A 22,389-nucleotide genomic window follows, 5' to 3' on the forward strand; every position below is an offset into this window, starting at 1 on the left:
AAAAGACAATTACGATATCACTGAAGCGGACCAGCAAATGATGGCGACCGGCGTGGGCCAGCTCATGGGCCAGTTCCTGCTCGACCGCAACGGCGTCGTTCGCTGGACGTTCTCCGAGGTTTACGATGGCGGCTTGGGCGCCCGCCCGAGCTCTGAGGCGATGATGTCGGTCGCGTCGCAAATCGGAAGGTAAGGAGCAGCTTCGCTAGGGGGCTAGGCGCGAAGTTGGCCGCCGTCGCCTGATGGGGCCCTACAATCGGCACCGCACTCGCCTGCCATGAACCCGGGGGGGGGGGGGCGGTCGTCCTGCCGCCCTACTACCAGCGCGAGCCGGGCGGCGTCCGCGCTGCGGGCTCAGCGGCCTCTTGCTGCAGGTCTGCGGCGATGCGCCGGCTTACCGCCCCAGTAGATTTCGTTCGACGGTTTTCAGCTGCGCCAGCATCGCATTTTTCGCACCTTCCGGAGCGCGGCGCACCAGACAATCCAGGATTGCCTGGTGCTCGTCGCAATACCTCCGGCGGCGTTCCTCCGAGAACGAGCACTGCTTCATTTCGAACCAGGGAATGCCTCCGTCCTCAAGGTCTCGAAGCGTCGTGATGGGACCGACATCTTGGAAACCTTGTGCCGTAGCTCCCCACGTTCCTTGACATCGGGTATTTATCCGAAATTATGGAGGAAAGAAGGATCGCAGGCATGACCGGAATCGCGCTGTCGGGCGTATCAAAGCATTTTGGCGCAGTCGAAGTGATCCGCGAGGTTAGCCTGGACATTGAACCAGGAGAGCTGGTCGTGTTTCTCGGCCCGTCCGGTTCTGGCAAGACGACGCTGCTCCGGATGATCGCCGGTCTCGAAAGCATTGACGAGGGCACGCTGACGATCGACGGGGTGCGCTCGGAGAAACTGGCGCCGGGCAGGCGCAACGTTGCGATGGTCTTCCAGAACTATGCGCTCTACCCGCATATGACAGTCGCGGAGAACATGGCCTTTGGGCTGAGGAACATTCGGGTCGCGCCGGATGTTATACGCCAACGGATCGCTGAGGCTGCGCGTATCCTGGAGATCGAAGCGTTGCTCCACCGGCGGCCGTCGCAGCTCTCCGGCGGGCAGCGCCAGCGCGTGGCCATCGGGCGTGCGATCGTCAAGGAGCCCAAGGCGTTCCTGTTCGACGAGCCACTCTCCAATCTGGACGCGGCGCTTCGAGCTCGTACACGTGTCGAGCTTGCCGAACTGCATCAGCGTTTGAAGTCGACGATGATCTACGTCACCCACGACCAGGTGGAAGCGATGACCCTCGCCGACCGTATTGTGATCCTCAACGATTGCCGGATAGAGCAGATGGGAAGACCCGACGAGGTTTATGCACGTCCGGCATCGCGATTCGTCGCGACCTTCGTCGGGTCCCCAGCGATGAACATTCTACCTGTTACGGTTTCAGGCTCAGGCGACAGGCTCAAGGCGCGCTTGACGGATGGATCGCTCGTCGACCTTCCCGGCGCGCCGGTCAACATGGATTGGCGCGAACTGGGAGTGCGGCCGGAATCGCTGACTGTCGTCTCCGAGGGCAGTGAAACATCGGCCACGGCCACGGTTGTCGAGCGCCTTGGCGAGCGAACGCTCGTCTATGCGCGGCTCGCGGATGGGACGCAGGTTACAGCACAGGATCGCGGGCTCTCGAGCGTCAAACCGGGTGACGCCGTTCGGCTGAAGTTCGACACCGCCGCCCTCCATCTTTTCGCCGCGGACGGATCGACCTGGCACGCGCGCTGACCTGGCCTGAACCCGCCGGCCGGGGTCGTGCCCCCCTTGGCATTGCGCTTCGTTTGCGGGCCGAGGCTAGCCCTTGATGCCTGCCGAGAGCGTTATCGCTTCGGTTACTCGGCGTTGGAAGAAGAGGTAGGCCAGTGCCACGGGAAGGCCGGCCAGTACGGCTGCCGACAGCTGGCGCGCGTAGTAGACGCCGAAGGCGTCATTGACCTGCGTGATGCCGACGGTGATCGTCATCATCTCGGTGCGGGTCACAGAGAGGAACGGCCACAAGAACGCGTTCCACGTCCAGATGAAGCAGACGATCGACAGCGCCGTCGTTACCCCCCAGTTCATCGGCACGTAGATTTTGAAGAGGATCCCGAATTCAGATGCATTGTCCATGACCGCGGCCTCACGGAAGTCCTTCGGGACCTGATCGAAGAATTGCTTGTACACGATGATGATGACGGGGTGGATGAGCTGCGGCAACATGATTCCAGCCCAGCTGTTGAGCAGGCCAAGGTTGGCGACCAGCACGAAATGATTGATGATCAGCGCCGAAATTGGCACCATGAAGGAGGCGAGGATCAGCCACCATAGCGCGATCCGCCCCGGGAACCGCAACTGCGAGATCGCGTAGCCGCACAGCATCGAGATGAAGATGGTGATGAGCGTTGCGCCGACCGCGACCGCCACCGAATTGACGTACCAGGTGCCGATCTGTGTGGTGGTCACGGCGGAAATATAGTTCTCCAGCGTCGGCGTCTCCGGCCAGAGTTCGATGTAAGGCCGGACGACTTCGTCGTCCGGTTTGAGCGATGAGATCACACCCCAATAAAGCGGGAATGCCCATAGGATGGCCCAGACGAGCGTCAGTGCCGTAATTATCCCGCCCCAAAAGTTCCAGCGCTGCGCAGCCATGGCGTTCATCGGCGCCGCCTTTCGGCGAGCCGGAGCAGTTGGAATTGCAGGACCGATACGACGACCACAAGCATGAAGAGGGTGACGGCGACAGCCGCAGCCCTGCCTCCCTGGTTCTGCTGGAAGGCCTTCTGGAAGACGTAGTAGACGAGCACCATATTGTCGTTCGGCCGGCCGCCGATCGAGAACAGATAGACCTGGTCGAAGATCTTGAGCTGCAGGATGAGTTGGATGGTCAATACCAGCGAGGTGATCGGCCAAAGCAGTGGCCAGGTGATACGCCGGAACGTGGTCCATCGCGTCGAGTTGTCGAGCGCCGCGGCTTCGTAGATCTCCACTGGTATGGACCGTAGTCCGGCGAGGAAGAGGAGGATCGAGAAACCTGCGGTCCACCAGATCGTCACCCCGGCCACCGCCGGCAGGAACCAGGCGCGCGACTTAAAGACCGGTACGCGCGGGATTTCCAGCCAGTCCAGCACATGCATCGCAATCCCGAACTGGAAATTCAGCGTCCAGTCCCAGATCAAATAGACCACGGACACCGGCAGGATGTAGGGCAGGAAGAACAGCGCCAGCACGGTCGCCTGGAACCGGCCCTTGAGGCGTGACACGCCAACCGCGATCAGCAGGGCGATGAGTGTTCCCGGGACGACCGTCATCAGCACGAAGTAAGCGGTGTTCCAGACCGCGCGCCGGAACATCGGGTCGTTGTCGAGCCGCAGGTAGTTGTCGAGACCAACCCACCGACCCTCGCCGATCAGCGGCGCGTCGGTGAAGGAGATGCGAAACATCTGAACCGTCGGATAGACGAACGCCAGCAGATAGATCGCAAGGAAGGGAGCGACCAGCACCAGCGCGACAAGACATTCAGTTCGGGAGTTGCGAAGCATGGCTCTTCCTCAAATATGGCTGGGACCGCCCTGGGCGGGGGGGTCCCAGCCTTTGAGCCCTACATGCTGTTCAGCTCTTCCTTGATGGATTTCACCGCCTCGCCCGGGTCCATCTCTCCATTGAGGGTCGGCACGAAATAATTGGACATGATGTCGAAGATCGGCCCGGCGACACCAGCCTTGGGCGACTTCGGATCGAAGATCATGTTGGCCGTCAGCGTCGAGTAGGTCGCATTGGGTTCCATTGCCTTGTATTCCGCCGTCTCGGTGACCGGCCTGTAGGCCGGGATGTGGCCTGCCGTGGCCCAGAAAAGCGAGTGCTTGTCCATCCATGAGATCACCTCGAGAACGGTGGCACGCTTTTCAGGAGTGATCTCCTTGCCCTTGTTCTTCGGGATCGCGAACGAGTGGCTGTCCGCATAGGTGCATGGCTTGTCGAAGATCACCGGGATCTCGACGGCGCCCCAGTCGAACAGCTTGCCTTGCTTGGCGAGGTCGGTCATCGTAGGAACTTCCCAGACGCCGTTGATCATCATTGCGGCCTTGCCCGAGGTGAATAGGGCGACGGTTGCCGGATAGTCCGTATAGGTCGACTGCAGCCCAGCTTTCGTCCACCCTTGCAGAACCGCTAACGCTTTCGCCAGCTTTTCAGCGTTGTCGCCGGCGAGGAACTCGTTGCCCGTCAGAAGCTCGCCACCTTGCTGGCACACCAGCGAGTAAATGGTGCGGTACATGAAGTTGCCGTCGGCGGTGACGCTGCCCAGCGGGAACTCGACGCCGGCGTCCTTCAACTTCTGCAGTGTCGCGGTGAATTCCTCCTTGTTGCCCATGCCCACGGGACGACCGTCGTCGCCGAGCACGCCTGCCTTCTTCAGGAGGGCGCGATTGTAGTACAGGACGATTGGATGGGTATCGAGCGGCACTGCGTACTGCTTGCCGTCGACCGTCACGGCGCCCATCGTCGTCTGGGCAAAGTCCGAGGCCGAGAGGCCCATCTTGCTCATGTCGTCGGCGGTGATTTCTTCGAGAATATCCTGGCTCACCGCCAAGGGGATGCGGCTGGCATGATAGGTCATGACGTCTGGCGCCTCTCCGACCGCGGCCGAGGTCTGCACCTTCGCGTAGAAGGGCGTGCCCCACTCCAGCGTCGTGGCGTCGATCTTGATCTTGCCGGCGTGGGCGGTGTTGAAGTCGGTGATCATCTGCTTCATGCGCACACCGTCACCGCCGCCGAGGAAATCCCACCATATGACGGTTTCTTCGGCCTGGGCCGCGACGGCCCAAAATCCTCCGGCCACAACCACCGCTATGGCCATCATCCTGCGAAAGTTCATCTCAGCTTCCTCCCGAGTACGGCGGTTAGATCCGCCTTGAACGTTTCAATGCTACACCAAACCAAACCCCCTGCAACGGATTTTACGGTATATATCTGATAGTCGGATATTGACTCAGAGTGTCACACGCACCATCGAGTAGGAGTGCGGCGGCAAGTTCAACGTCATTCCCTTGCTGCTGAGCGCTGCCCCGTTGCCTTTGACCGGTGATACGGTGTCCGGCGCGTCCTTGGTGTTACAGGCCTCGAGATCGTCATGACGGATGATCGTATGCTCGATGGACTTGGCAGCGAACCGCTCGAGGGCGACGTCGGCCTCTATCGTCTCGGATCCATGCCGGTTGATTGCGAAGAAGGTCAGCGTGCCGGCGTTCGAATCATGCACGCCGGCAATGTCGAGCCATGGCACCTTGTCGGCCGCGGCCGCGTCATAGGTAGGCACCTCGACCGCAAGCTGCAGCGCGGTGCCGCGGCCATGCTTGGAGGCCAGCATGAAAGGCCAGTAGATCGTCTGCCGCCAGGCGCCGCCGCCGGGATCGGTCATGATCGGCGCGATAACGTTCACCAGCTGCGCAATGCAGGCGATGCGAACAATATCCGACCGTCGGATGAAGGTGTTGATGATGCAGCCGACCTGCAGCACGTCCTCGAAATTGTAGATGTCTTCCAAAAGCCTGGGCGCTTCCGGCCAGTCCCAGGCGCGCATACGCTCGGCGTCCAGCTTGCGCTGATGGTACCAGACGTTCCACTCGTCGAAGGAGATTTTCACGTCTCGCTTCGAGCGGGTCTTGGCCTTCACGTAGTCGATGATGCCCGCGACCGTGCCAATGTAGCGGTCGAGCTTGGCGGGAAGAGCCAAATATTCGGCCGTATTCTTCTCGTAATTCTCGAAATACATGTGGAGAGAGATGTAATCGACCTGCTCGTAGGTCGCCTCCAACACTGTTGCTTCCCACTGCGGATAGGTCGGCATATTGGAATGCGACGAGCCGCAGACGACCAGTTCCACTGTCGGGTCGAGGCCGCGCAGCGCCTTGGCGGTCTCGTTGGCGAGATGGCCGTATTCGCTCGCCGACTTGTGGCCGACCTGCCAGGGACCATCCATTTCATTGCCGAGACACCAGAGGCGGCAGTTCCAGGGCTGCGTGCGTCCATTCTTGGCCCTCAGGTCGGACCAGTAGCTGCCGCCCGGGTGGTTGACATACTCAACGAAGGCCCGCGCCTCGTCGAGGCCGCGGGAACCGAGATTGACCGCAAGCATCATCTCGGTGCCGGCTTTTTCGGCCCAGTCGGCGAATTCGTGGATTCCAACCAGGTTCGGCTCCGTGGTGCGCCACGCAAGATCGAGGCGCCGCGGGCGGTTCTCCTTTGGGCCTATGCCGTCTTCCCAATTGTAGGCGGACACGAAGTTGCCACCCGGGTAACGGCAGATCGGAGTGTCGAGCGCACGCACCAACTCGATCACGTCCTTGCGCATCCCCTCTGCGTCCGCTTGCTGATGTCCGGGCTCATAGATGCCCGTATAGACCGCCCGGCCAAGATGCTCGAGAAACGATCCGTAAAGACGTTTGTCGATATCCGCGACGGCGTAGGCCGCGTTCGCCGTGACTCTGGCTTTCATGATCCCTCCCACTGCGGACTATCAATCCGACTTTCCGGTTTGTATCCGGGTCGTGGGTCAGTTAAGGGCGGAGTTCATCCGCCCGTCAAGGGTCCAGTATGCTCTCAAGCCTTGAGCAGGCGCAGAACGATGTCGTTGCTGTAATTGCCGAAGCCGCTGCCGAAGATGTTTATGCCGCCGGGGTGACGCGCATCTTCCTTCACGCCGATTCGTATCCGGATCGAGCGGTGCCGCTCGAGTTCCAGATCAGCCAGCGAGCATTTGGAAACCTTGTCATCGCCGCGATAGGTGCCGTTATTCGTGACGCGCCAGTGTACGAGGTCGCCATACTGCGATCCGGCTAGCTTCCACCAGCCGGGCGTATGCTTGCCGCGCTTGTCGCCATAGTCGGCCGGCGCCGTCCAGGTATCTATCTCGTGTCCGTTAATCGCGACCGTGATGTCCGATGGCCAATCCTTCGAGGTGCCCGGCACCTCGGACGAAAGCTCCATCGCCAGCTCCAACCCGCCGACTTTGGCATTGGCAAGCGTCGCATTGTTGGGAAACTGGTATTCGACGAAGCCGCGCGTGAACCACAGCAGCCCAGCCCGCATACGGTCAGGATCGAGGAAGGTGTCGGGCACATCGAGAAGTCCGATGACGCCGTCCTTTGAACACAGGCCGCAGGGAGCGGAAACTTCGCATCTTGTGTAGAGTCCAAGCGGCATCGCCACTTCTATGACACCGAGATCCTGCGCCGGGGTGCGGTCCTTAAAGACGACAACCAACTCGGAGAAGGTCGAATAGCAGACCTTCTGGCTTCCCTTGCGCGCCTTTTGTGATTTCGTCTCGATCAAGCCGACATCGACAAGAACCTGGATGTTTGCGGAAATTGTCGATTGCGGAAGACCCAGTTCTTCGGCCACCTGATTGACGTTTTTCGGCCCCTTGCGGTGCAGCAGATCGAGAATCCGGACCCGGACCTCGCTCGCAAGGCTCTTCAACAAGTCGAGCCGCTCAAGCGGATCGACAACCATGATTTCATTCGACATATGGCCCGCACTCGTCACACGGGTTATGTATCAGCAGATCAGATACAGATAAAGCCGGTGACAGTTCTGAATTGAACCGCGTGGAAGCACCGCTTTCCGGCGTTGCATCGGCCACACCCGGCACCAACACAGATCATCACGTGGGAGAGACGAGTCTGACGCGCTTAAGTCACCACTGAAAGGCTCGCCGGCTGCAACGCGCCGGGGAACGGCCCGATCCTGGCCGGACGATGCCCGGATTGGAAGAGGTTGCTGTGGAGGTTGGCGACCCACTGCTTGCCTTCGGTCGTCAGCTCCAGATAGCGGATCGCGTCGCCAATATACGGCTCGACCTTCAGCGTGAAGAAATCGCTGAAGATGGCGCCGAGATCGGCGGCGGTCTTGCAGCCGAGCTTTTCCGCCATGCCGGTCTCGGAGAACTCGGCAAACAGGGCCGGCAGCTTGCGGTGGTAGAAGGGATCAGCGAGTTGGCCGATCAGATCCGCGGCCCTGACCAGCGCCGGCTCGGTGTTGGTGGCCTGGTAGGCCGGATCGCTTGGTACCGGAAAGCGCGTCATCTCGATCGCCGCGACAATGCGCTCCTCGTCGATGAACTTCGAGGACCCAAAGCGTTGGCGCGCATAGATCTTGGCGCGCTCGATATGATAAGGCGCGAGCACCGCGTCGGAAGCGCCGCGCGGTGGCGTATGGCGCTCGCCGGCCTCGTTGATGACGAAGCTGTCGTCGCTGTCGCCCGGGCATATGCCGTGCACCATGCCGATGTCGTGGACCAGCAGCGCGCAGGTGTAATGCAGCCAGTCATCGGGGGTCAGGGATTCCGAAAGCAGCCGGCCGCGGATGATCTGCTGGCCGGCGAGCGTCACCATCAGCGTGTGCTCGATGTTGTGATAGAGGGCGTTCGAATTGCCGATGCGCTCCAGGACAAGGCGGGCCGCGCCACCTATGTAGGCCGCATACTCCGAATTGCGATGCGAGAAATACTGCAGATAGAGTTCCGACAGATGGTCGCCGAGCCGGTCGGCCATGATGGAAATCGGATTGAGCATGACAATCGTTCCTGGCCAATTTGAAGCACGACAGATCGCGTGCGGCAGCCATCCTAGCACGGTTCCGGCGTGGATTTTATCACAGCGTCGGTGATGCGCATCGCAGCCGCAGCAGGCATCTTTGCGCTTGCCTTGAAGCCATCCTATTCTGCAGGGTAATCGCCGCTCGTGGGCATAAAATGTCGGTACTGCCATTCCTGAGAATTTACGCGCCGCTTAACGCGGCGCTGGCTGCGCCCGGGTTGCTGGCGGTGGCTGCGCTCACGTCACCGAACATTTCGGGACGAAGCAGGCTGGCTCTGGTTGCCCTGCTCGCTGTCATTTGGGGCGCCTATCTCGTGCAGATGGTCGCGACGCTGCTCAAGCGCCGGGCGGGAGACCTTCAGGACAGGACGCCGGCAATCGCCATCGATGTGCTCGCGGTCCTGGTTCCACTCGCCGCATCTCTGCTCGTGGGCACGCCCGACTGGAGCCTCTACTGTGCTGTCTGGCTGCTGAAACCGCTGCGCGACTCGACCTTCTTCCCGGTGCTGGGCAGGGTGCTGGCCAACGAAGCGCGCAACCTGATCGGTGTCACCACGCTGTTCGGCGTCGTTCTGTTCGGTGTCGCGCTCGCGGGCTATGTCATCGAGCGCGACATCCAACCGGAAAAGTTCGGCAGCATCCCCCAGTCAATGTGGTGGGCGGTGGTCACGCTGTCCACCACCGGCTATGGCGACGAAATTCCGCAAAGCTTCGCCGGCCGCGTCCTAGCCGGGGCGGTCATGATGAGTGGCATCGGCATCTTCGCGCTCTGGGCCGGCATTCTTGCCACGGGCTTCTATCAGGAAGTTCGTCGCGGGGAATTCGTCCGCAATTGGCAATTGGTCGCCGGCGTGCCGTTGTTTCAAAAGCTCGGCCCGGCCGTGCTGGTCGAGATCGTGGCCGCGTTAAGACCTCGCACGGTGCCGGCGGGCGCCGTGATCTGCCGCGTTGGCGAGCCCGGTGATCGGATGTTCTTCGTCGTGGAGGGGCGCGTCACCGTCGCGACGCCGAAGCCGGTGGAGCTTGGCCCTGGCGCCTTCTTCGGCGAGATGGCGCTGATCAGCGGCGAACCGCGTATGGCGACCGTCAGCGCCGCAACGGCGGTCTCCCTCCTGTCGCTGCACGCGGTGGATTTCCAGATGCTGTGCAGCAGCAGCCCGGAGATCGCGGAAATCATCCGCAAGACCGCGCACGAGCGGCGCGGCGTGGCACCGACGGCTTGACCGTACTGCAGTCCCGGCCGCGAAGATGATCTTGTACATGACCTGCTCTGCGCGCCGATCTGTTTGTCGTGCCATTCATCGCCTGCGCCCAATGAGAGGCGAAGCCAGATGGCTAGCACAAACTTTGTCTTGGAAGGGCAGGAGTCGCCCGAAGTTGAGCCATCGGCCGAACAGATGAGGCCGGGTTCGTTCACACAGACTATAAGGCGAACGATGCGGGACGAATTGCTGGATAATTTTGGCCTGCCGCTGAGCTCAACCTGCAGGCATGGCGTCCCCACCCGCGCGGACCAGAAAATAGGCACGTGCCATGCCAACAACGCTGCCACCAACGCTCACACGCATGAGCAACCTATGCGTATCGGCATTGCTCATCATATTGATTTACGGCCAATCCACCCTGTCCGCTGAAGAGCACGACAAGACCCTTCATTACACCTCTGGCGGCTCAGGAGCTGCAATCGTGACCGCAGGCTTCAACCTCGCTGACGTACAATATGTCGAGCAGCTCAATGCCCTGCCTGCGGGAATGAAGGGACTGATATGGCTGGACGAATCCGGCGGAGTGACGCCGCGCTTTATCGCGAAGGTCAAGCCCTTTATAGGCAACCCGAGGCTGTTTGGTTTTCGCCTCTGTGATGAGCCGGATATTACCGGCAAGTATCATCCTCCGTCAGTTAGCCCGGCGGCGCTCAAGGCCGAAGCCGAGTGGATAAAGGCCAATGTCCCAGGAGCGGTGACGTTTATCACCCTTATGGACATGGGGTCTTTCGAAGCCCCCGGTTTTATGAACACGTTTAATCCGGCCAACACCGGAATCGATTTCTTCGGTCTTGATCCATATCCCGTACGCGGCAAAGCTTTCGATCTGGATTTCATCGACCGGACGGTCGAGGCGGCCGTTGCTGCCGGCATCCCGCTCGACAGAATTGTGCCTGTGTTCCAGGCCTTCGGCGGCGGCAAATGGAAGACCCATACCGGCGCGTCCATGGACGTTTATGAACTACCGACACCGGACCAGGCGAACCAGATATTCGCGCGCTGGGCCGTTTACTCACCCAATCCCGTGTTTGATTTTGCCTACGCGTGGGGATCGCAGAACGGGGACACCAAGCTGGGCAGTACCAGCCCAGAGGCGCTAAGCCTTCGCGCGGCGTTCAAGGCACATAACACGGCGCAGTAGAACGGCTGTGCTCATTCGGCCAAGGTACCGCAACGACGCGTGGTGTGCAGATTCTCTGCAACCGCGCTGCTGCATTGCTATCCGAACAGGCGATGCACTTGGCCGTTCAACTGGACGCCAAGCCCGCGACTGCGAAACCTGTGAATGATCGACTTGATTTCCTTCCAGCGGCGCTTCTCGGCCTGGCGCCTATGGAACCAAAGGCCGCCGCCACCGATAAGACAGCATAAGCCGACACCGAGTATGAAGAGAGGGTCGCCTTCCTCTCCGCCACCAAAGAATAGCGCGGTGACGATAAACACGCCGCCTGCAAGCAGGGCGATCAGGGCGACCAGGTTATAACCTGAAGACGCATGGTTCTGGCTGCAAAGAAGGCGATAGCGTTCAGCAAGCCGCGCTTCGTCTTCGCTCAGATCCACCGCGCAGCCCTCTAGCTTCCTGCAACACATTTATCGCCCCGGTTCTCTCAGTGTATGGGGTGTAGGCGACAAATGGTTCATTCAAGTGAGTGATAGATCGAAATTTTTACCACCTTCTAAAACCTGTCGGGACTTATAGCCGCTCGGCAGGTTCAGCGCGGAACCTGTGCCGCCGCAGCCAAGGCCCCTCAGCCCCTCGGCGAATGCCGTCCGAGGCCGAGCCGTTACACGCCGAATGCTGCCTATCCCTAAGCCCCCAGCGTCGGCTCGGTATTCACCTCCAGCGCCTCTTCCGCCTCATCCTCCTCGCCCAACACCTCGCCATGCACCCCCAGCGGTCGGCCGATCCAGATCGGGTCGACTAGGTGGTCGCGCTTGGGGTTTGTCGTGTTTGGATGGATGAGGATGCTGAGACCGCCATGGTTCAGCATCAGCCACGGAACCAGCGCGGCGAAAATCTCGGTGGCGAAGGAGACCTGGTACATGGCCTGCTCGTGCGGGCCGACCGGCTCGTCGCGCCAATTTCCCAGCCGCACGCGGAAACGTTCGCCGATGCGCTGGCGCAGCCATTCGGCATGCTGCCGCTCGGCCGGCCCGTCATAGTAGATATGGGCGTGATAGCTGGCGATCTCGGCGAGAGGCCTTGGCGGGCTGGCGGCGTCTGCGTTCACCTCGATGGCTCCTCGATGATTGTCCTGCGGACAACGTATATGCAAGGGAGCTACCCGGCCAAGGGGGCGCAGCGCGTGCTTGTCGTCTGCAGCGAACCATGCTGCCTCCGGCTTAGCTGCATAGAGACCCGCTACCGCGATTGCCTCCAATCAAATCCTGCCCATCAGCACCAATATCAGCAGCACCACCAGCACGACGCCGGCGAGACCCGACGGGCCATAACCCCAGGAGCGCGAGTGCGGCCAGGCCGGCACGGCGCCGATCAGGATCAGGATCAAAACAATGATGAGGATGGTGCTGACGGTCATTAAGAATCCCTCGCCGCGAAATGCGGATATATGGGACAATGCAAAAGGCCGCCCGGTTGTTCCGGACGGCCTTTGTCTGACTGATCGAAGCTGGCCTATTCGGCGGCTTTCGGGAAGGCGATTGCCGGCTCGTCGAGCGGACCGGGTCTCGGACTCGAGGGGGCATCGGGTTTCTTGTCGCGGCCGGATATCCTGCGGAAGAACGCATAGAAGCGGCTGTTCTTGCTGCGCGTGAAGATCATCAGCATGGATGGCGTCACCACCAGCGTCAGCAAAGTAGCGAAGGACAGGCCGAAGACGATCGCCGAGGACAGCGAAATCCACCATTGCGTCGACGGCGCGTTGATCGTCGTCTCGTGGTGGAAGATTTCGAGCCCAAGGCCGAAGGCGATCGGCAGCACGCCGAGAATGGCCGACACCGCCGTCAGCACGACCGGGCGGGCGCGCTCGCGGCAGGTCTGCAGCACCGCCTCCATCTTGTCCCAGCCTTCCTCACGCAGCCGGTCATAGGTGTCGATCAAAACGATGTTGTTGTTCACCACCACGCCGGCCAGTGCGATGACGCCGATGCCCGACATGACGATGCCGAACGCCTCGCCTGTCAGAAGCAGGCCCAGGAACACGCCGATCGTCGCCATGACCACGCAGGACAGCACCAGAAGCACGCTGGTGAACTTGTTGAACTGCATCAAGAGCACCAGGAAGATCAGGAAGATCGCCGCGCCAAAAGCCTTGCCGAGGAAGGCGCTGGCTTCGGCGCTGTCCTCGTTCGAGCCGGCGAGCTTCCAGCGTATGCCGCTGCCGAGCTTCATGTCGGTGACCGCCTTGGCCACCTCCGCCTGCACCGCCGCAACCTGCGTGCCGGCGGCGACGTTGGCCTGCACCACCACGGTGCGGGCGCCGTCGATGCGGTTGAGGATGCCGACCGTCGGCTCCGGCTTGCGCACGACGAAGTTCGAGATCGGCACCGAGCCTTGCGAGGTCTGCACCCTGAGCTCGTCGAGCGTCGACAGCGTGCGCCGGTCCTCCGGCAGGCGCAGCCGGATGTCGACTGCATCGTCGGCGCCGGCCGGCCTATATTCCGACAGCTTCAGCCCGTTGGTCACCAATTGCACCACCGTGCCGACCGAGGTCGGGCTGATGCCATACTGCGCCGCCTTGGCGCGGTCGACCTCGAGCGCCCAGTCGACGCCGGGCGGCGGCAGACCGTCGGAAATGTCGATGACGCCGGGCACCTTGGCGATGCGCGCGGCAACGGCGCGGGCCTGGTCGTCGAGCCCCTTGGGATCGATGGCCGAAAGCCGGAGCTGGATCGCCTTGCCGGTGGGCGGACCTGCCTCCGGCACGCGCACCTCGACATCAACGCCGGGAATGCCGGCCATGACGGCGCGCAACTCGTCCAGGATGTGGTTCGCCGATTTGCGCTCGCGCCAGTCGATGAACTCATACTGGATGACGCCGACGACATCTTCGGGCACGTCCTGGCCGCCGCCCTGCGTCTTGCCGACACGGGTGTAGACCGATTTGACGCCGGGCCAGCCGAGCAGCCGGTTTTCGGCGATCTTGGTTGCCGTATCCATTTCGGTCAACGAAAGATTGCCGCGGGCATGCACATAGAGTAGGCCGTAATCGGGCTCGACGCTGGGGAAGAACTCGACGCCGGCGCCATATTTCGAATAGGCGAAGCCGACGCCGGTCAAAAGCACGGCGGTGAGCACCAGCACGGTGATGGGGAAGCGCACCGCCTGCTTGACCAGCGCCATGTACCAGCCGTCGCGATTGTCGCCCTCGTGATGCTCCGGCGCCTTGGCGAAGATCGCGCCAAGCGTCGGCGCGAACACCAGCGCGTAGAGCATCGAGGCCGACAGCGTCACGATCAGCGTGATCGGCATGTATTTCATGAAGTCGCCGATGATGCCGGGCCAGAACAAAAGCGGCGAGAACGCCGCGATGCGCGTCATCGTCGCGGCGATGACCGGACCGGCCATACGCTTGGCGGCGAGCGCGAAGGCTTCGGTCTTCGGCATGCCTTCGCCCATGCGCCGTTCGGCGAATTCGGTGACGATGATGGCGTCGTCGACCAGCATGCCGACCGCCAGGATGAGGCTGAACAGCACGATCATATTGATCGTGTAGCCCATCATCGCGAGCAGCAGGATGCCGATCAGGAAGGATGACGGAATGGCAAGGCCGATCAGCAGCGAGGCGCGGCCGGACAGCGCATAGAGGATGACGATGAACACCAGGATGACGGCGATCATCACGTGGTTCTGCAGGTCGCCGAGCAGCTGGTTGACGAAGACCGACTTGTCCTGCGTGTAGGTGATATTCATGCCTTCCGGCATGGTCTTGACGTAGGCGTCTGATACTTCCCGCACCTTGGCCAGCGTGTCGATCAGATTGGCGCCGATGCGCTTCTTGACTTCGATGGCGATGGCCGGCTTGCCGTTGAGGCGGGTGATCGTCTCGGCGTCGGCGAAGGTCGAACGCACCGTGGCGATGTCCTTGGCCTGCACAACGGCATTGGGGCCGGCGACAACCGGCAAGGACGCCACATCCTCGGGCGTTTCGATCAGCGACGGCACCTTGACCGCGTATTTGCCTTCCGAGCCTTCGATGTTGCCGGCCGCGACCAGGCTGTTGGAGGCGCCGACCGCGCCGATCAGCTGGTCGAGCTGCAGGCCATAGGACGACAGCTTCATCGGATCGATGACGACTTCGACGAGGTCGTCGCGCGAACCTTGCAGAGAGCCTTCGAGAACGCCCGGCACTTCCTCGATGCGGTCGCGCAATTCGCGCGCGGCGGCCGTCAGCACGCGCTCGGGCAATTCGCCTGACAGCGTCACCACCAGCACCGGGAATTCGGAAATGTTGACCTCGGTGACGACAGGCTCTTCGGCGGCCTGCGGCAGGTCGGCTTTGCCGTCTTGCACCTTGGAGCGCGTGTCCTGCAGCGCGGTCGCCAGATTGGTCTGCGGTTGGAACTCGACCAGCACATAGCCGCCGCCCTGGAAGGCGGCCGAGCGCATTTCCTTGAGGCCCTTCAGGCTCTTCAGCTTGCTTTCCATCGGCCGCAGCAGAAGGCGCTCGGAATCCTCCGGCGAAATGCCCTGATAGACCAGGCTGACATACATCATCGGAATCGGAACGTCGGGTTCCGCTTCCTTCGGCGTCGACTCATAGGCGACCCAGCCCGCCAGCAGCAGGAACACCAGGACCGAAATGGTCAGCCGGGCATTGTTGATCGCGAGTTTGACGATATCCATGGCTAACGCCTGTTCTCAAGATTTCAGGAGCCGTGTTTGCAGCCGGTTGTCCCTCCCGGGGGCAAATCCCGGCGCTACTGCGTTGTCGCTTCGCCCAACAGTTTCTGGATGGTCGCCTGGTCGGCCTCGACCGGCTTGACGACGTCGCCTTCCTTGACCAGCTCCTGGCCGGCGACGATGACGCGGGCATCGGCGGGAATGCCGCCAAGCACCAGGCCTCCAGGTGAATCGTCGACCAGGTCGATCGGGAAGAACACCACCTTGTTGTCCTTGTCGACGGCGCGGATGCCGAGGTCCCCCTTGTCGCCGAGCGTCACTACCGAGCGCGGCAGCATGACGGCGTCGGTCGGCTGCGCGCGGAGTGAAATCTCGGCCGTCATGCCGGCCGGCACCGCGCCGTCGGCATTGGGAACGGCAATCTCGATGCGGAAGGTGCGGGTTGCCGACGAAGCGTCGCGGCTGATGTAGCGCACGGTGCCTTCGACGATCTGGCCGCTGACCAGCCGGACAGTGGCCTTGTCGCCGAGCTTGAGATAGCCGAGGTCGCGCTCGCTGACTTCGCCACGCGCAATCACCGGATCGAGCTTGAGAATGGTGGCGACTTCGCCGCCCTGCATGACGGAGCTGCCGAGTTCCACCGGCACCCGGTCGATGACGCCATCGAAGGGCGCCTTGACCAGATTGCGGTCGAGCTCCGCCTGCGCCGTTTCCAGCTGGGACTGCGCCGCGGTCAGGTTCGAGCGCGCGGTGTCGAGCTGCAGCTTGGGCAAATTGCCTGACTTCATCAGCCGCAGCGATGCGTCCAGTTCGGCCTGGCGCTGCACGACGAGCTGCTTGGCGTTGTCGACCATCGAGATCTTTTCTTCCGCCGCCAGCATCAGCACCAGATCACCGGTCTTTACGTGATCGCCCTGCTTGACCGGCAGCTTTTCGATGACACCGGCGACGCGCGTCGCCAGCACGGCGCGCTTGTCGGCCTCGGTCAGCCCGGAAATGCGGATGGCGCGGGAATAGGTCTTGCGCGGCGGCGTCACCACCGCGACGGTGCGCAGCGGCGCCTTGGGCTCGGCCTCTGCGGCCTTGGCCTTGGCTGCATCCGGCGCCTTGGCCTGATCGCCAGGCTTCGCCTGATCGCCAGGCTTCGCCTGATCGCCTGGTTTCGCCTGATCGCCTGGTTTCGCCTGATCGCCTCTCTTGGCCGCGCCATCGACAGCGGCGCTGCCGACGGACGAGAACGCGCCTGTGCCCATCCAGGCGGCGAAACCGATGAGCACAACAATAGCGGCAAGCTTGTGAAACCTGATTTTCGGCATCATTGTTTTTCCACTGCGGGGTTCGGCCAAATCGTTTTCTAACAGAGGGCCGTCTTGTAGTAGCTTCCGCGTCTTTCAACTCGGGCGCGTCGCCGATATGGGTGCGCGCTGGGCCGTGTTCAATTTGCCGTGAACGGCGACCCGCGCTTCTACATCAAAGTTGCGGCGCAATATAGTCACAAAAGTTGCGCGATCATTGCGTCAGGGACACGGCGCGCCTGCCGCCATCCAGTTCTCGATTGCTTGATAGGTCGCTTCGGCCGAGCCGGGCGCCGGTTCACGATCGGCACCTGGCGCCCAGCCCCAGGCGACCAGTTTGTCGTCGCGCACATGCAGCGCAACATCCTCCAAACTGCGGTCGCCATTGCGGTTGCGATCCTTGATCTGGGCGCAGATTTCCGCCGAGGATTTCCCAAACCAGACCATCTCGGTCGGCGCCAGATGCCAGTTCTCGGCACCGGGCGGTCCGTGCAATGCACTGGAATTGCTGGCGAAATGACACGTGGTGCAGCGCAGGCCCGGATTGCCGAAGCCGGAGCCGTCGGCGCCACGCTGGACGTTGAAGGCATGAACGCGCGTGCCGCCATAATGAGCGCCGGACCAGCGCGGCCGGTCGTCGGCGACATGACAGTCGGCGCAGCGCGGATGCGAGAACACGGCGTAGATCTTGTCCCATTCGGGCAAGCCTTTGGCGGTGTCGACCGCCATCGGCGCCGATGTCTGGCTTTCTTGTGCGGTTGCGAAGAGCGCCGCTGACAACAGGGTGGCAACAGACGTCAGGATGATGAGGAGCTTTGTCATGCGAAGGCCACCGCCTTCGACAGCGGCAGCGTTCGGATGCGTTTGCCGGTGAGCGCGAAAATGGCATTGGCCAGTGCCGGAGCCGCCGGCGGCGTGCCGATCTCGCCGACACCGCCCATCTTGTGGAAATTCTCCAATATCGCGACTTCGAAGGCCGGGCACTGGAAGATGCGCATGGCATCGAAGTCGTGAAAATTCGACTGTTCGACCATGCCATCGGCGAAGGTGATTTCCTGACCCATGGCCGCCGACAGCCCATAAATGGCGGCCGAGATAAGCTGCGCCTCGATGATGCCTGGGTCGAGCGCGGTACCGACATCGGCGGCGATCCACATCTTCTCGATGCGGATGCCGGCGGGCGTGTCGGCGACCTGAACGATCTCGCCGACCCAACTGCCGAAGGACAGCGAGAACGCCATGCCTTTGGCCTTGCCGGGCGGCAGCGCCTCATCCCACTTCGCCATCGCGGCGACTTTCTCGACCACCGCCACCGCCGCCGGATAGGCGGCCATCAATGTCTTGCGCAACGCGACCGGATCGGTCTTTCCGGCCACCGCGATTTCGTCCAGAAATCCTTCGTGGAAGAAGCCGTTGATCGAACTGCCAACCGAGCGCCATGAGCCGACCGGGATGGTGACCGGGGCGGCAATGGCGCTCACCCGGTAATTCGGGATGGTGTAGGGCTGGTCGTAGGCGCCATCGACGATAGTCTTGTCTGGCCCGATCGGCGATATCGAAGGGAACAGCCGGCGCAAGGTGCCGGCGATCACCGATGGCGAGGCGATCGTCATGTCGACGGCGACCGGCAGGCCGTCATCGCCGAGCCGCGCCCGGAACTTGCCGACAGCCGCCGGCCGATAGGCGTCGTGGCGCATGTCCTCTTCGCGCGTCCACGTCACCTTGACCGGTCGTCCCTCGGCCGCTTTCGCCATCAGCGCCGCGCACAACGCATAGTCCATCTCGATTCGGCGGCCGAAGCCGCCGCCCATGAAGGTGGTGTGAACCATCACTCTGTCCTGCTCGATGCCGAGGATATTGGCGCAGAGCTGGCGCACCAAGGTTGGCGCCTGGTTGCCGCACCAGATGTCGAGCACGCCGTCTTTCAGCCGCGCCGTCGCATTCATCGGCTCCATCGTTGCATGCGCCAGATAGGGCACGGCATAGTCGGCCTCGATGATTTTTTCGGGCGGTGCGCCGGCAAAGGCCTTGGCGACATCACCATTGTCGCGCATCGCCGAGCCCTCGGCGCCAAGCGCCTGCTTCAGCACCCCGGCAATCGCTGCGCTGTCCGGCGGATATTCGGCATCGGCCCATTGGGCGTCGATCGCTTCCGCCGCCTTGAATGCCGCCCAGGTGTTTTCGGCAATGATGCCGAAGCCATGGCCATAGTTGGTTTCGAGCGGCACGATCTTGATCACGCCGGGCATCTTTTCGGCCTTGGCGAGGTCAGCGCTGACCGGCTTCGACCAAAAGCGCGGGCTCATCTTCACCGTGCCATAGACCATGTCCGGCAGGCTGACGTCGATGCCGAAGATCGGCGCGCCGGCAACCTTGGCAAGCATGTCGATCCGCTTTTGCGGCTTGCCCAGAAGCTTCCAGTCGGCTTTGTCCTTGAGCCGGACTTCGGCCGGTGGCGCCATCGCGGCAGCGTTTGCCGCCACTTCGCCATAGGTCAACGACTTGCCTGAGGCCTTGTGCAGGATTGAACCGTTGGCCGTTTCCAGATCGGCAGCAGCGACGCCAAGCTTCTGCGCCGCCGCCGCGATCAGCATCTGCCGCGCGGCAGCGCCCGCCTGCCGCATCTTGTTGAAACCATCGCGCGTCGAGGCCGAGCCGCCGGTGCCTTGCAAAGCGAGGAATTTGCCGACCACGCCGAGACCAGAACGCACCGCCTCCGCGGTCATGCTCTCGTCGAAGAAAGCGAACGGGCCGCCCTCTTCCAGGATCGCCGCATTGTAATAGGCGTAGGAGGCCGGGCCGTGTTCGACCTTGACCTGGTCGAGATCGATATCGAGCTCTTCGGCGACCATGACGGCAAGCGTCGTCGAGATGCCCTGTCCCATCTCGGCGCGCGGGGCGACGATGGTAATGGTGTTGTCGGCGCCGATTTTCACATAGGGGTTGAAAGTCGCCTCACCAGCGGCGAGATCGCCCTGCAGCGGGTTCGGATAGGGCTTGCGGTAGTAGTAATAGCCGACGGCGACACCTCCGGCGATGGCGGCCGCGCCGATGAGGAAGCTGCGCCGCGCGATCTTTCCGACACTGGCCATGATCAGAGCCTCGCCGTCTTGAGGACGGCCGCCTTCTTGATGGCGGCGCGGATCTTCGGATAGGTGCCGCAGCGGCAGAGATTGCCACCCATGGCATTGTCGATGTCGGCGTCGGTCGGATCGGCGACTTCGTCGAGCAACGCCACCGCGCTCATGATCTGGCCGGCCTGGCAATAGCCGCATTGCGCGACCTGCTCCTCCAGCCAGGCCTGCTGCACCGGATGCAGCTTGCCGGGCGTGCCGATGCCCTCGATGGTGGTGATGGCGCCTGTCGCCTGGCCAACCGCCAGTGAGCAGGAACGCACCGGCTGGCCGTCGACATGTACCGTGCAGGCGCCACAGGCGGCGATGCCGCAGCCGAATTTCGGCCCGGTCTTGCCGATGAGATCGCGCAGCGCCCACAGCAGCGGCATTTCGGGATCGGCATCGATGTCGAACGACTGGCCGTCGACTGTGAGGCGCATAGGGATACCCTTCGTTGTCGTCCATAGCCCGGGCGAAATGGTCGACTGCCATCTCGCTCTTACAAGTTGACAAATTTCGTAATTTTGTCAATAGAGGTTCCGCAGATAGTGTCGCGGCCGTGAATCAGATCGAAGACATCACCACCACAGACCCCAGGCGCACCCGCATTCTGGACGGCGCCTTGAAGGTGTTCCTGGCCTATGGTTTTTCGCGCACCACCATGGACGACATTGCGCGTGCCGCCGACATGTCGCGGCCGGCGCTCTATCTGTTGTTCAAGAACAAGACCGACATTTTTCGCGCCATAGCGATGATGATTTTGTCGCGCTCGGTCGAGGCGGCAAAAGTGGCGCTGGCCGGCGATCGCGCCTTCGCCGAGCGGATGACGCAAGCCATTGACGAAGCCCTGATCTCGATGATGCGCACCGTCATTGCCTCGCCGCACGGCGCCGAGCTGCTCGACATGAAGTCGAGCCTTGCCGATCTCGTCGGCTGCTGGCGCGACGGCCTTGGCGCGCATATCGCCACGGCGATCGAGAACGAGGCCAGGCGCAACGGCACCGACCTGGCGGCCAAAGGCCTGTCGGCGCGACTGCTCGCCGACATGCTGCTTGACGGGCTCGAAGGCATGAAGGCGCGCATCAGCGACCCGGACGAACAGCGCACGGCCGTGGCCGCGCTGGTCAAGGTGATCGACCTCGCCCTTCAGGCCTGACGGCGCTCTGCCTCGGGCTTCTTGCGCGCGGCGAGGAATTCCTTGACCCGCCGACCCGGCGCCGGCCCGCGCACCGGCTTGAAGCCGTCGTCGAGCTCGCCGGAAAGATCGAGCGTCGGGCGCTTGCCGACAGCGTCGTAGTTCTCTTCCAGCCAGTCGCTCGCCGCTATGCGGCCAAGATCGCGCAGATAGGTCAGGAAGGCCCATTCGGCGTTGACCTTCGACGACGCCGACAGATCCTTGAACGCCTCGTCGGCATCGATGCGATGCATGCGGATGTCACGGTATTCGCCACGCGGCAGGCGGCCGGCGGCGATCAGTTCCTTGACGAAGGCGATCGAACGGAATTCGTTCAGCAGCCCGGCATTGAAGGTGATCTCGTCGATGCGGTTCTGGATCTCGTTGGCGCTTCTCGGCGTGCCTTCGCGCACCACCGGATTGATCTGCACCAGCAGCACGTCCTCGGAAGCCGCCGTCTTGAAGAACGGGTACAGCGCCGGATTGCCGCCATAGCCGCCATCCCAATAGGGCACGCCCTTGATCTCGACGGCGCGGAACAATTGCGGCAGGCAGGCCGAGGCCATCACCGTGTCGAGATCGATCTCGCCGTCGGAAAAGACGCGCAACTGTCCGGTCTCGACATTGGTCGCCGAGATGAACAGTTCCATCGACTTGCAGGCGCGGACATTGGCGAAATCGATCTCCTGTTCGACCACGTCGCGCAGCGGGTTGAGGCCGAGCGGATTGGCGACATAGGGCGAAAATACCCGCGACATGGTGTCGAAGAAGAAATAGCCGGGCGTGTTTTCGATCGACCAGTTGCCCCAGGCGACGTCCCAGGGCATGCGCTGCACCGGGCTGAACCGGCCCTTCGCCGCCACCGCGCGCCAGAAATCGTCGAGCTTCTGCCGCGCGCCGTCGACGCCGCCGCGCACCAACCCGTCGGCCAGCGCCACCGCATTCATGGCGCCGGCGCTGGTACCGGACACCGCTGCAATGTCGAGCCTGCCATCCTCCAGCAGCCGGTCGAGCACGCCCCAGGAGAAAGCCCCATGCGAGCCGCCGCCCTGCAGCGCGATGTTGATCTTCTTGGTTTCCTCCGCCTTGCCGTTCTTCGTCATGGCGTTCCTGTATCGGTTTGG

At 62.3% G+C, this 22,389-nt stretch carries 20 protein-coding genes and 1 pseudogene; 5 read left to right on the forward strand and 16 right to left on the reverse strand.

All coding sequences use genetic code 11. From position 1 onward, the window contains the following. Positions 1 to 193 (forward strand): annotated as a pseudogene (locus tag AC04SG_RS28965) (AhpC/TSA family protein); the annotation flags it as partial. A 201-nt stretch (positions 194 to 394) separates the two neighbouring features. Here the strand turns inward: AC04SG_RS28965 and AC04SG_RS28970 are convergent. After that, positions 395 to 550, reverse strand: a complete 156-nt coding sequence (locus AC04SG_RS28970; RefSeq protein ID WP_488553838.1) for an FCD domain-containing protein — start codon at positions 548 to 550, stop codon at positions 395 to 397. 143 nt (positions 551 to 693) lie between these two features. On the opposite strand from AC04SG_RS28970, the gene AC04SG_RS28975 reads away from it, so the two are divergent. Beyond that, positions 694 to 1,767 carry an ABC transporter ATP-binding protein gene (locus tag AC04SG_RS28975; protein ID WP_488553839.1) on the forward strand — a complete coding sequence of 358 codons (1,074 nt, stop codon included), beginning with the start codon at positions 694 to 696 and terminating at the stop codon, positions 1,765 to 1,767. A 66-nt stretch (positions 1,768 to 1,833) separates the two neighbouring features. Here AC04SG_RS28975 and AC04SG_RS28980 read toward each other — a convergent pair whose 3' ends face one another. The 6 genes from AC04SG_RS28980 to AC04SG_RS29005 form a co-directional block, all read right to left on the reverse strand. Beyond that, positions 1,834 to 2,676: a carbohydrate ABC transporter permease gene (locus AC04SG_RS28980; RefSeq protein ID WP_488553840.1), complete on the reverse strand. Its 843-nt coding sequence runs from the start codon at positions 2,674 to 2,676 to the stop codon at positions 1,834 to 1,836. Further along, a complete protein-coding gene (locus AC04SG_RS28985; protein WP_488553841.1) occupies positions 2,673 to 3,557 on the reverse strand; it encodes a carbohydrate ABC transporter permease in 885 nt (294 codons plus the stop codon). Before AC04SG_RS28985 ends, AC04SG_RS28980 begins: the two co-directional genes overlap by 4 nt. 59 nt (positions 3,558 to 3,616) lie before the next feature. Further along, positions 3,617 to 4,891: an extracellular solute-binding protein gene (locus tag AC04SG_RS28990; protein ID WP_488553842.1), complete on the reverse strand. Its 1,275-nt coding sequence runs from the start codon at positions 4,889 to 4,891 to the stop codon at positions 3,617 to 3,619. Positions 4,892 to 5,005: 114 nt separating this feature from the next. Continuing rightward, a complete protein-coding gene (gene arfA, locus AC04SG_RS28995; RefSeq protein WP_488553843.1) occupies positions 5,006 to 6,511 on the reverse strand; it encodes an arabinosylfuranosidase ArfA in 1,506 nt (501 codons plus the stop codon). Between the two features lie 104 nt (positions 6,512 to 6,615). After that, the gene (locus AC04SG_RS29000; RefSeq protein WP_192247587.1) at positions 6,616 to 7,542 is read right to left on the reverse strand and encodes an ArsR/SmtB family transcription factor; all 927 of its coding nucleotides are present in this window, start codon (positions 7,540 to 7,542) and stop codon (positions 6,616 to 6,618) included. A 164-nt stretch (positions 7,543 to 7,706) separates the two neighbouring features. After that, positions 7,707 to 8,588 (reverse strand): metal-dependent phosphohydrolase, encoded by an 882-nt coding sequence (locus AC04SG_RS29005; RefSeq protein WP_488553844.1) that lies wholly within the window; start codon positions 8,586 to 8,588, stop codon positions 7,707 to 7,709. Between the two features lie 179 nt (positions 8,589 to 8,767). Here AC04SG_RS29005 and AC04SG_RS29010 point away from each other — a divergent pair, with 179 nt between their 5' ends. Together AC04SG_RS29010 and AC04SG_RS29015 are read left to right on the forward strand one after the other, a co-directional pair. Further along, the gene (locus AC04SG_RS29010; RefSeq protein WP_488553845.1) at positions 8,768 to 9,835 is read left to right on the forward strand and encodes a cyclic nucleotide-gated potassium channel; all 1,068 of its coding nucleotides are present in this window, start codon (positions 8,768 to 8,770) and stop codon (positions 9,833 to 9,835) included. A gap of 310 nt (positions 9,836 to 10,145) precedes the next feature. Beyond that, complete coding sequence (locus AC04SG_RS29015) at positions 10,146 to 11,018, forward strand: hypothetical protein (RefSeq protein WP_488553846.1); 873 nt, start codon at positions 10,146 to 10,148, stop codon at positions 11,016 to 11,018. A 77-nt stretch (positions 11,019 to 11,095) separates the two neighbouring features. On the opposite strand, the gene AC04SG_RS29020 is transcribed toward AC04SG_RS29015, so the two are convergent. The 8 genes from AC04SG_RS29020 to AC04SG_RS29055 form a co-directional block, all read right to left on the reverse strand. Then, on the reverse strand, positions 11,096 to 11,437 hold the full coding sequence (locus AC04SG_RS29020) for a hypothetical protein (RefSeq protein ID WP_488553847.1): 342 nt from the start codon (positions 11,435 to 11,437) through the stop codon (positions 11,096 to 11,098). Positions 11,438 to 11,685: 248 nt separating this feature from the next. Continuing rightward, positions 11,686 to 12,108 carry a DOPA 4,5-dioxygenase family protein gene (locus AC04SG_RS29025; protein WP_488553848.1) on the reverse strand — a complete coding sequence of 141 codons (423 nt, stop codon included), beginning with the start codon at positions 12,106 to 12,108 and terminating at the stop codon, positions 11,686 to 11,688. 150 nt (positions 12,109 to 12,258) lie between these two features. Next, complete coding sequence (locus AC04SG_RS29030; protein ID WP_488553849.1) at positions 12,259 to 12,417, reverse strand: DUF3309 family protein; 159 nt, start codon at positions 12,415 to 12,417, stop codon at positions 12,259 to 12,261. Between the two features lie 95 nt (positions 12,418 to 12,512). Further along, positions 12,513 to 15,683, reverse strand: a complete 3,171-nt coding sequence (locus AC04SG_RS29035) for an efflux RND transporter permease subunit (protein ID WP_488553850.1) — start codon at positions 15,681 to 15,683, stop codon at positions 12,513 to 12,515. Positions 15,684 to 15,757: 74 nt separating this feature from the next. Then, on the reverse strand, positions 15,758 to 16,996 hold the full coding sequence (locus tag AC04SG_RS29040; protein WP_488553851.1) for an efflux RND transporter periplasmic adaptor subunit: 1,239 nt from the start codon (positions 16,994 to 16,996) through the stop codon (positions 15,758 to 15,760). 201 nt (positions 16,997 to 17,197) lie between these two features. Beyond that, positions 17,198 to 17,797 carry a hypothetical protein gene (locus AC04SG_RS29045; protein WP_488553852.1) on the reverse strand — a complete coding sequence of 200 codons (600 nt, stop codon included), beginning with the start codon at positions 17,795 to 17,797 and terminating at the stop codon, positions 17,198 to 17,200. Next, on the reverse strand, positions 17,794 to 20,067 hold the full coding sequence (locus AC04SG_RS29050; RefSeq protein WP_488553853.1) for a xanthine dehydrogenase family protein molybdopterin-binding subunit: 2,274 nt from the start codon (positions 20,065 to 20,067) through the stop codon (positions 17,794 to 17,796). The genes AC04SG_RS29045 and AC04SG_RS29050 overlap by 4 nt, the downstream gene beginning before the upstream one ends. A 2-nt stretch (positions 20,068 to 20,069) precedes the next feature. Then, positions 20,070 to 20,531, reverse strand: coding sequence for a (2Fe-2S)-binding protein (locus AC04SG_RS29055; protein WP_488553854.1), 462 nt, complete (start codon positions 20,529 to 20,531; stop codon positions 20,070 to 20,072). A gap of 119 nt (positions 20,532 to 20,650) precedes the next feature. Between AC04SG_RS29055 and AC04SG_RS29060 the strand changes: the two genes are divergently transcribed. Continuing rightward, entirely contained in the window at positions 20,651 to 21,247 is a 597-nt protein-coding gene (locus AC04SG_RS29060) for a TetR/AcrR family transcriptional regulator (protein WP_488553855.1), read from the forward strand. Here the strand turns inward: AC04SG_RS29060 and AC04SG_RS29065 are convergent. Then, positions 21,238 to 22,368 (reverse strand): patatin-like phospholipase family protein, encoded by a 1,131-nt coding sequence (locus AC04SG_RS29065; protein ID WP_488553856.1) that lies wholly within the window; start codon positions 22,366 to 22,368, stop codon positions 21,238 to 21,240. The two genes, AC04SG_RS29060 and AC04SG_RS29065, sit on opposite strands and share 10 nt — an antisense overlap. Between the last annotated feature and the right edge of the window lie 21 nt (positions 22,369 to 22,389).

It is taken from the genome of Mesorhizobium sp. CNPSo 4684, from assembly GCF_057784315.1.

What these genes read in the sequence shown, in the direction of transcription:
- AC04SG_RS29055 (WP_488553854.1), bottom strand. Translation starts at nt 20,531, where the DNA reads ATGCGCCTCACAGTCGACGGCCAGTCGTTCGACATCGATGCCGATCCC.
- AC04SG_RS28980 (WP_488553840.1), bottom strand. Translation starts at nt 2,676, where the DNA reads ATGAACGCCATGGCTGCGCAGCGCTGGAACTTTTGGGGCGGGATAATT.
- AC04SG_RS28975 (WP_488553839.1), top strand. Translation starts at nt 694, where the DNA reads ATGACCGGAATCGCGCTGTCGGGCGTATCAAAGCATTTTGGCGCAGTC.
- AC04SG_RS29010 (WP_488553845.1), top strand. Translation starts at nt 8,768, where the DNA reads ATGTCGGTACTGCCATTCCTGAGAATTTACGCGCCGCTTAACGCGGCG.
- AC04SG_RS29005 (WP_488553844.1), bottom strand. Translation starts at nt 8,588, where the DNA reads ATGCTCAATCCGATTTCCATCATGGCCGACCGGCTCGGCGACCATCTG.
- AC04SG_RS29050 (WP_488553853.1), bottom strand. Translation starts at nt 20,067, where the DNA reads ATGGCCAGTGTCGGAAAGATCGCGCGGCGCAGCTTCCTCATCGGCGCG.
- AC04SG_RS29040 (WP_488553851.1), bottom strand. Translation starts at nt 16,996, where the DNA reads ATGCCGAAAATCAGGTTTCACAAGCTTGCCGCTATTGTTGTGCTCATC.
- AC04SG_RS29045 (WP_488553852.1), bottom strand. Translation starts at nt 17,797, where the DNA reads ATGACAAAGCTCCTCATCATCCTGACGTCTGTTGCCACCCTGTTGTCA.
- AC04SG_RS28990 (WP_488553842.1), bottom strand. Translation starts at nt 4,891, where the DNA reads ATGAACTTTCGCAGGATGATGGCCATAGCGGTGGTTGTGGCCGGAGGA.
- AC04SG_RS29030 (WP_488553849.1), bottom strand. Translation starts at nt 12,417, where the DNA reads ATGACCGTCAGCACCATCCTCATCATTGTTTTGATCCTGATCCTGATC.
- AC04SG_RS29035 (WP_488553850.1), bottom strand. Translation starts at nt 15,683, where the DNA reads ATGGATATCGTCAAACTCGCGATCAACAATGCCCGGCTGACCATTTCG.
- AC04SG_RS29000 (WP_192247587.1), bottom strand. Translation starts at nt 7,542, where the DNA reads ATGTCGAATGAAATCATGGTTGTCGATCCGCTTGAGCGGCTCGACTTG.
- AC04SG_RS28985 (WP_488553841.1), bottom strand. Translation starts at nt 3,557, where the DNA reads ATGCTTCGCAACTCCCGAACTGAATGTCTTGTCGCGCTGGTGCTGGTC.
- arfA (WP_488553843.1), bottom strand. Translation starts at nt 6,511, where the DNA reads ATGAAAGCCAGAGTCACGGCGAACGCGGCCTACGCCGTCGCGGATATC.
- AC04SG_RS28970 (WP_488553838.1), bottom strand. Translation starts at nt 550, where the DNA reads ATGAAGCAGTGCTCGTTCTCGGAGGAACGCCGCCGGAGGTATTGCGAC.
- AC04SG_RS29065 (WP_488553856.1), bottom strand. Translation starts at nt 22,368, where the DNA reads ATGACGAAGAACGGCAAGGCGGAGGAAACCAAGAAGATCAACATCGCG.
- AC04SG_RS29015 (WP_488553846.1), top strand. Translation starts at nt 10,146, where the DNA reads ATGCCAACAACGCTGCCACCAACGCTCACACGCATGAGCAACCTATGC.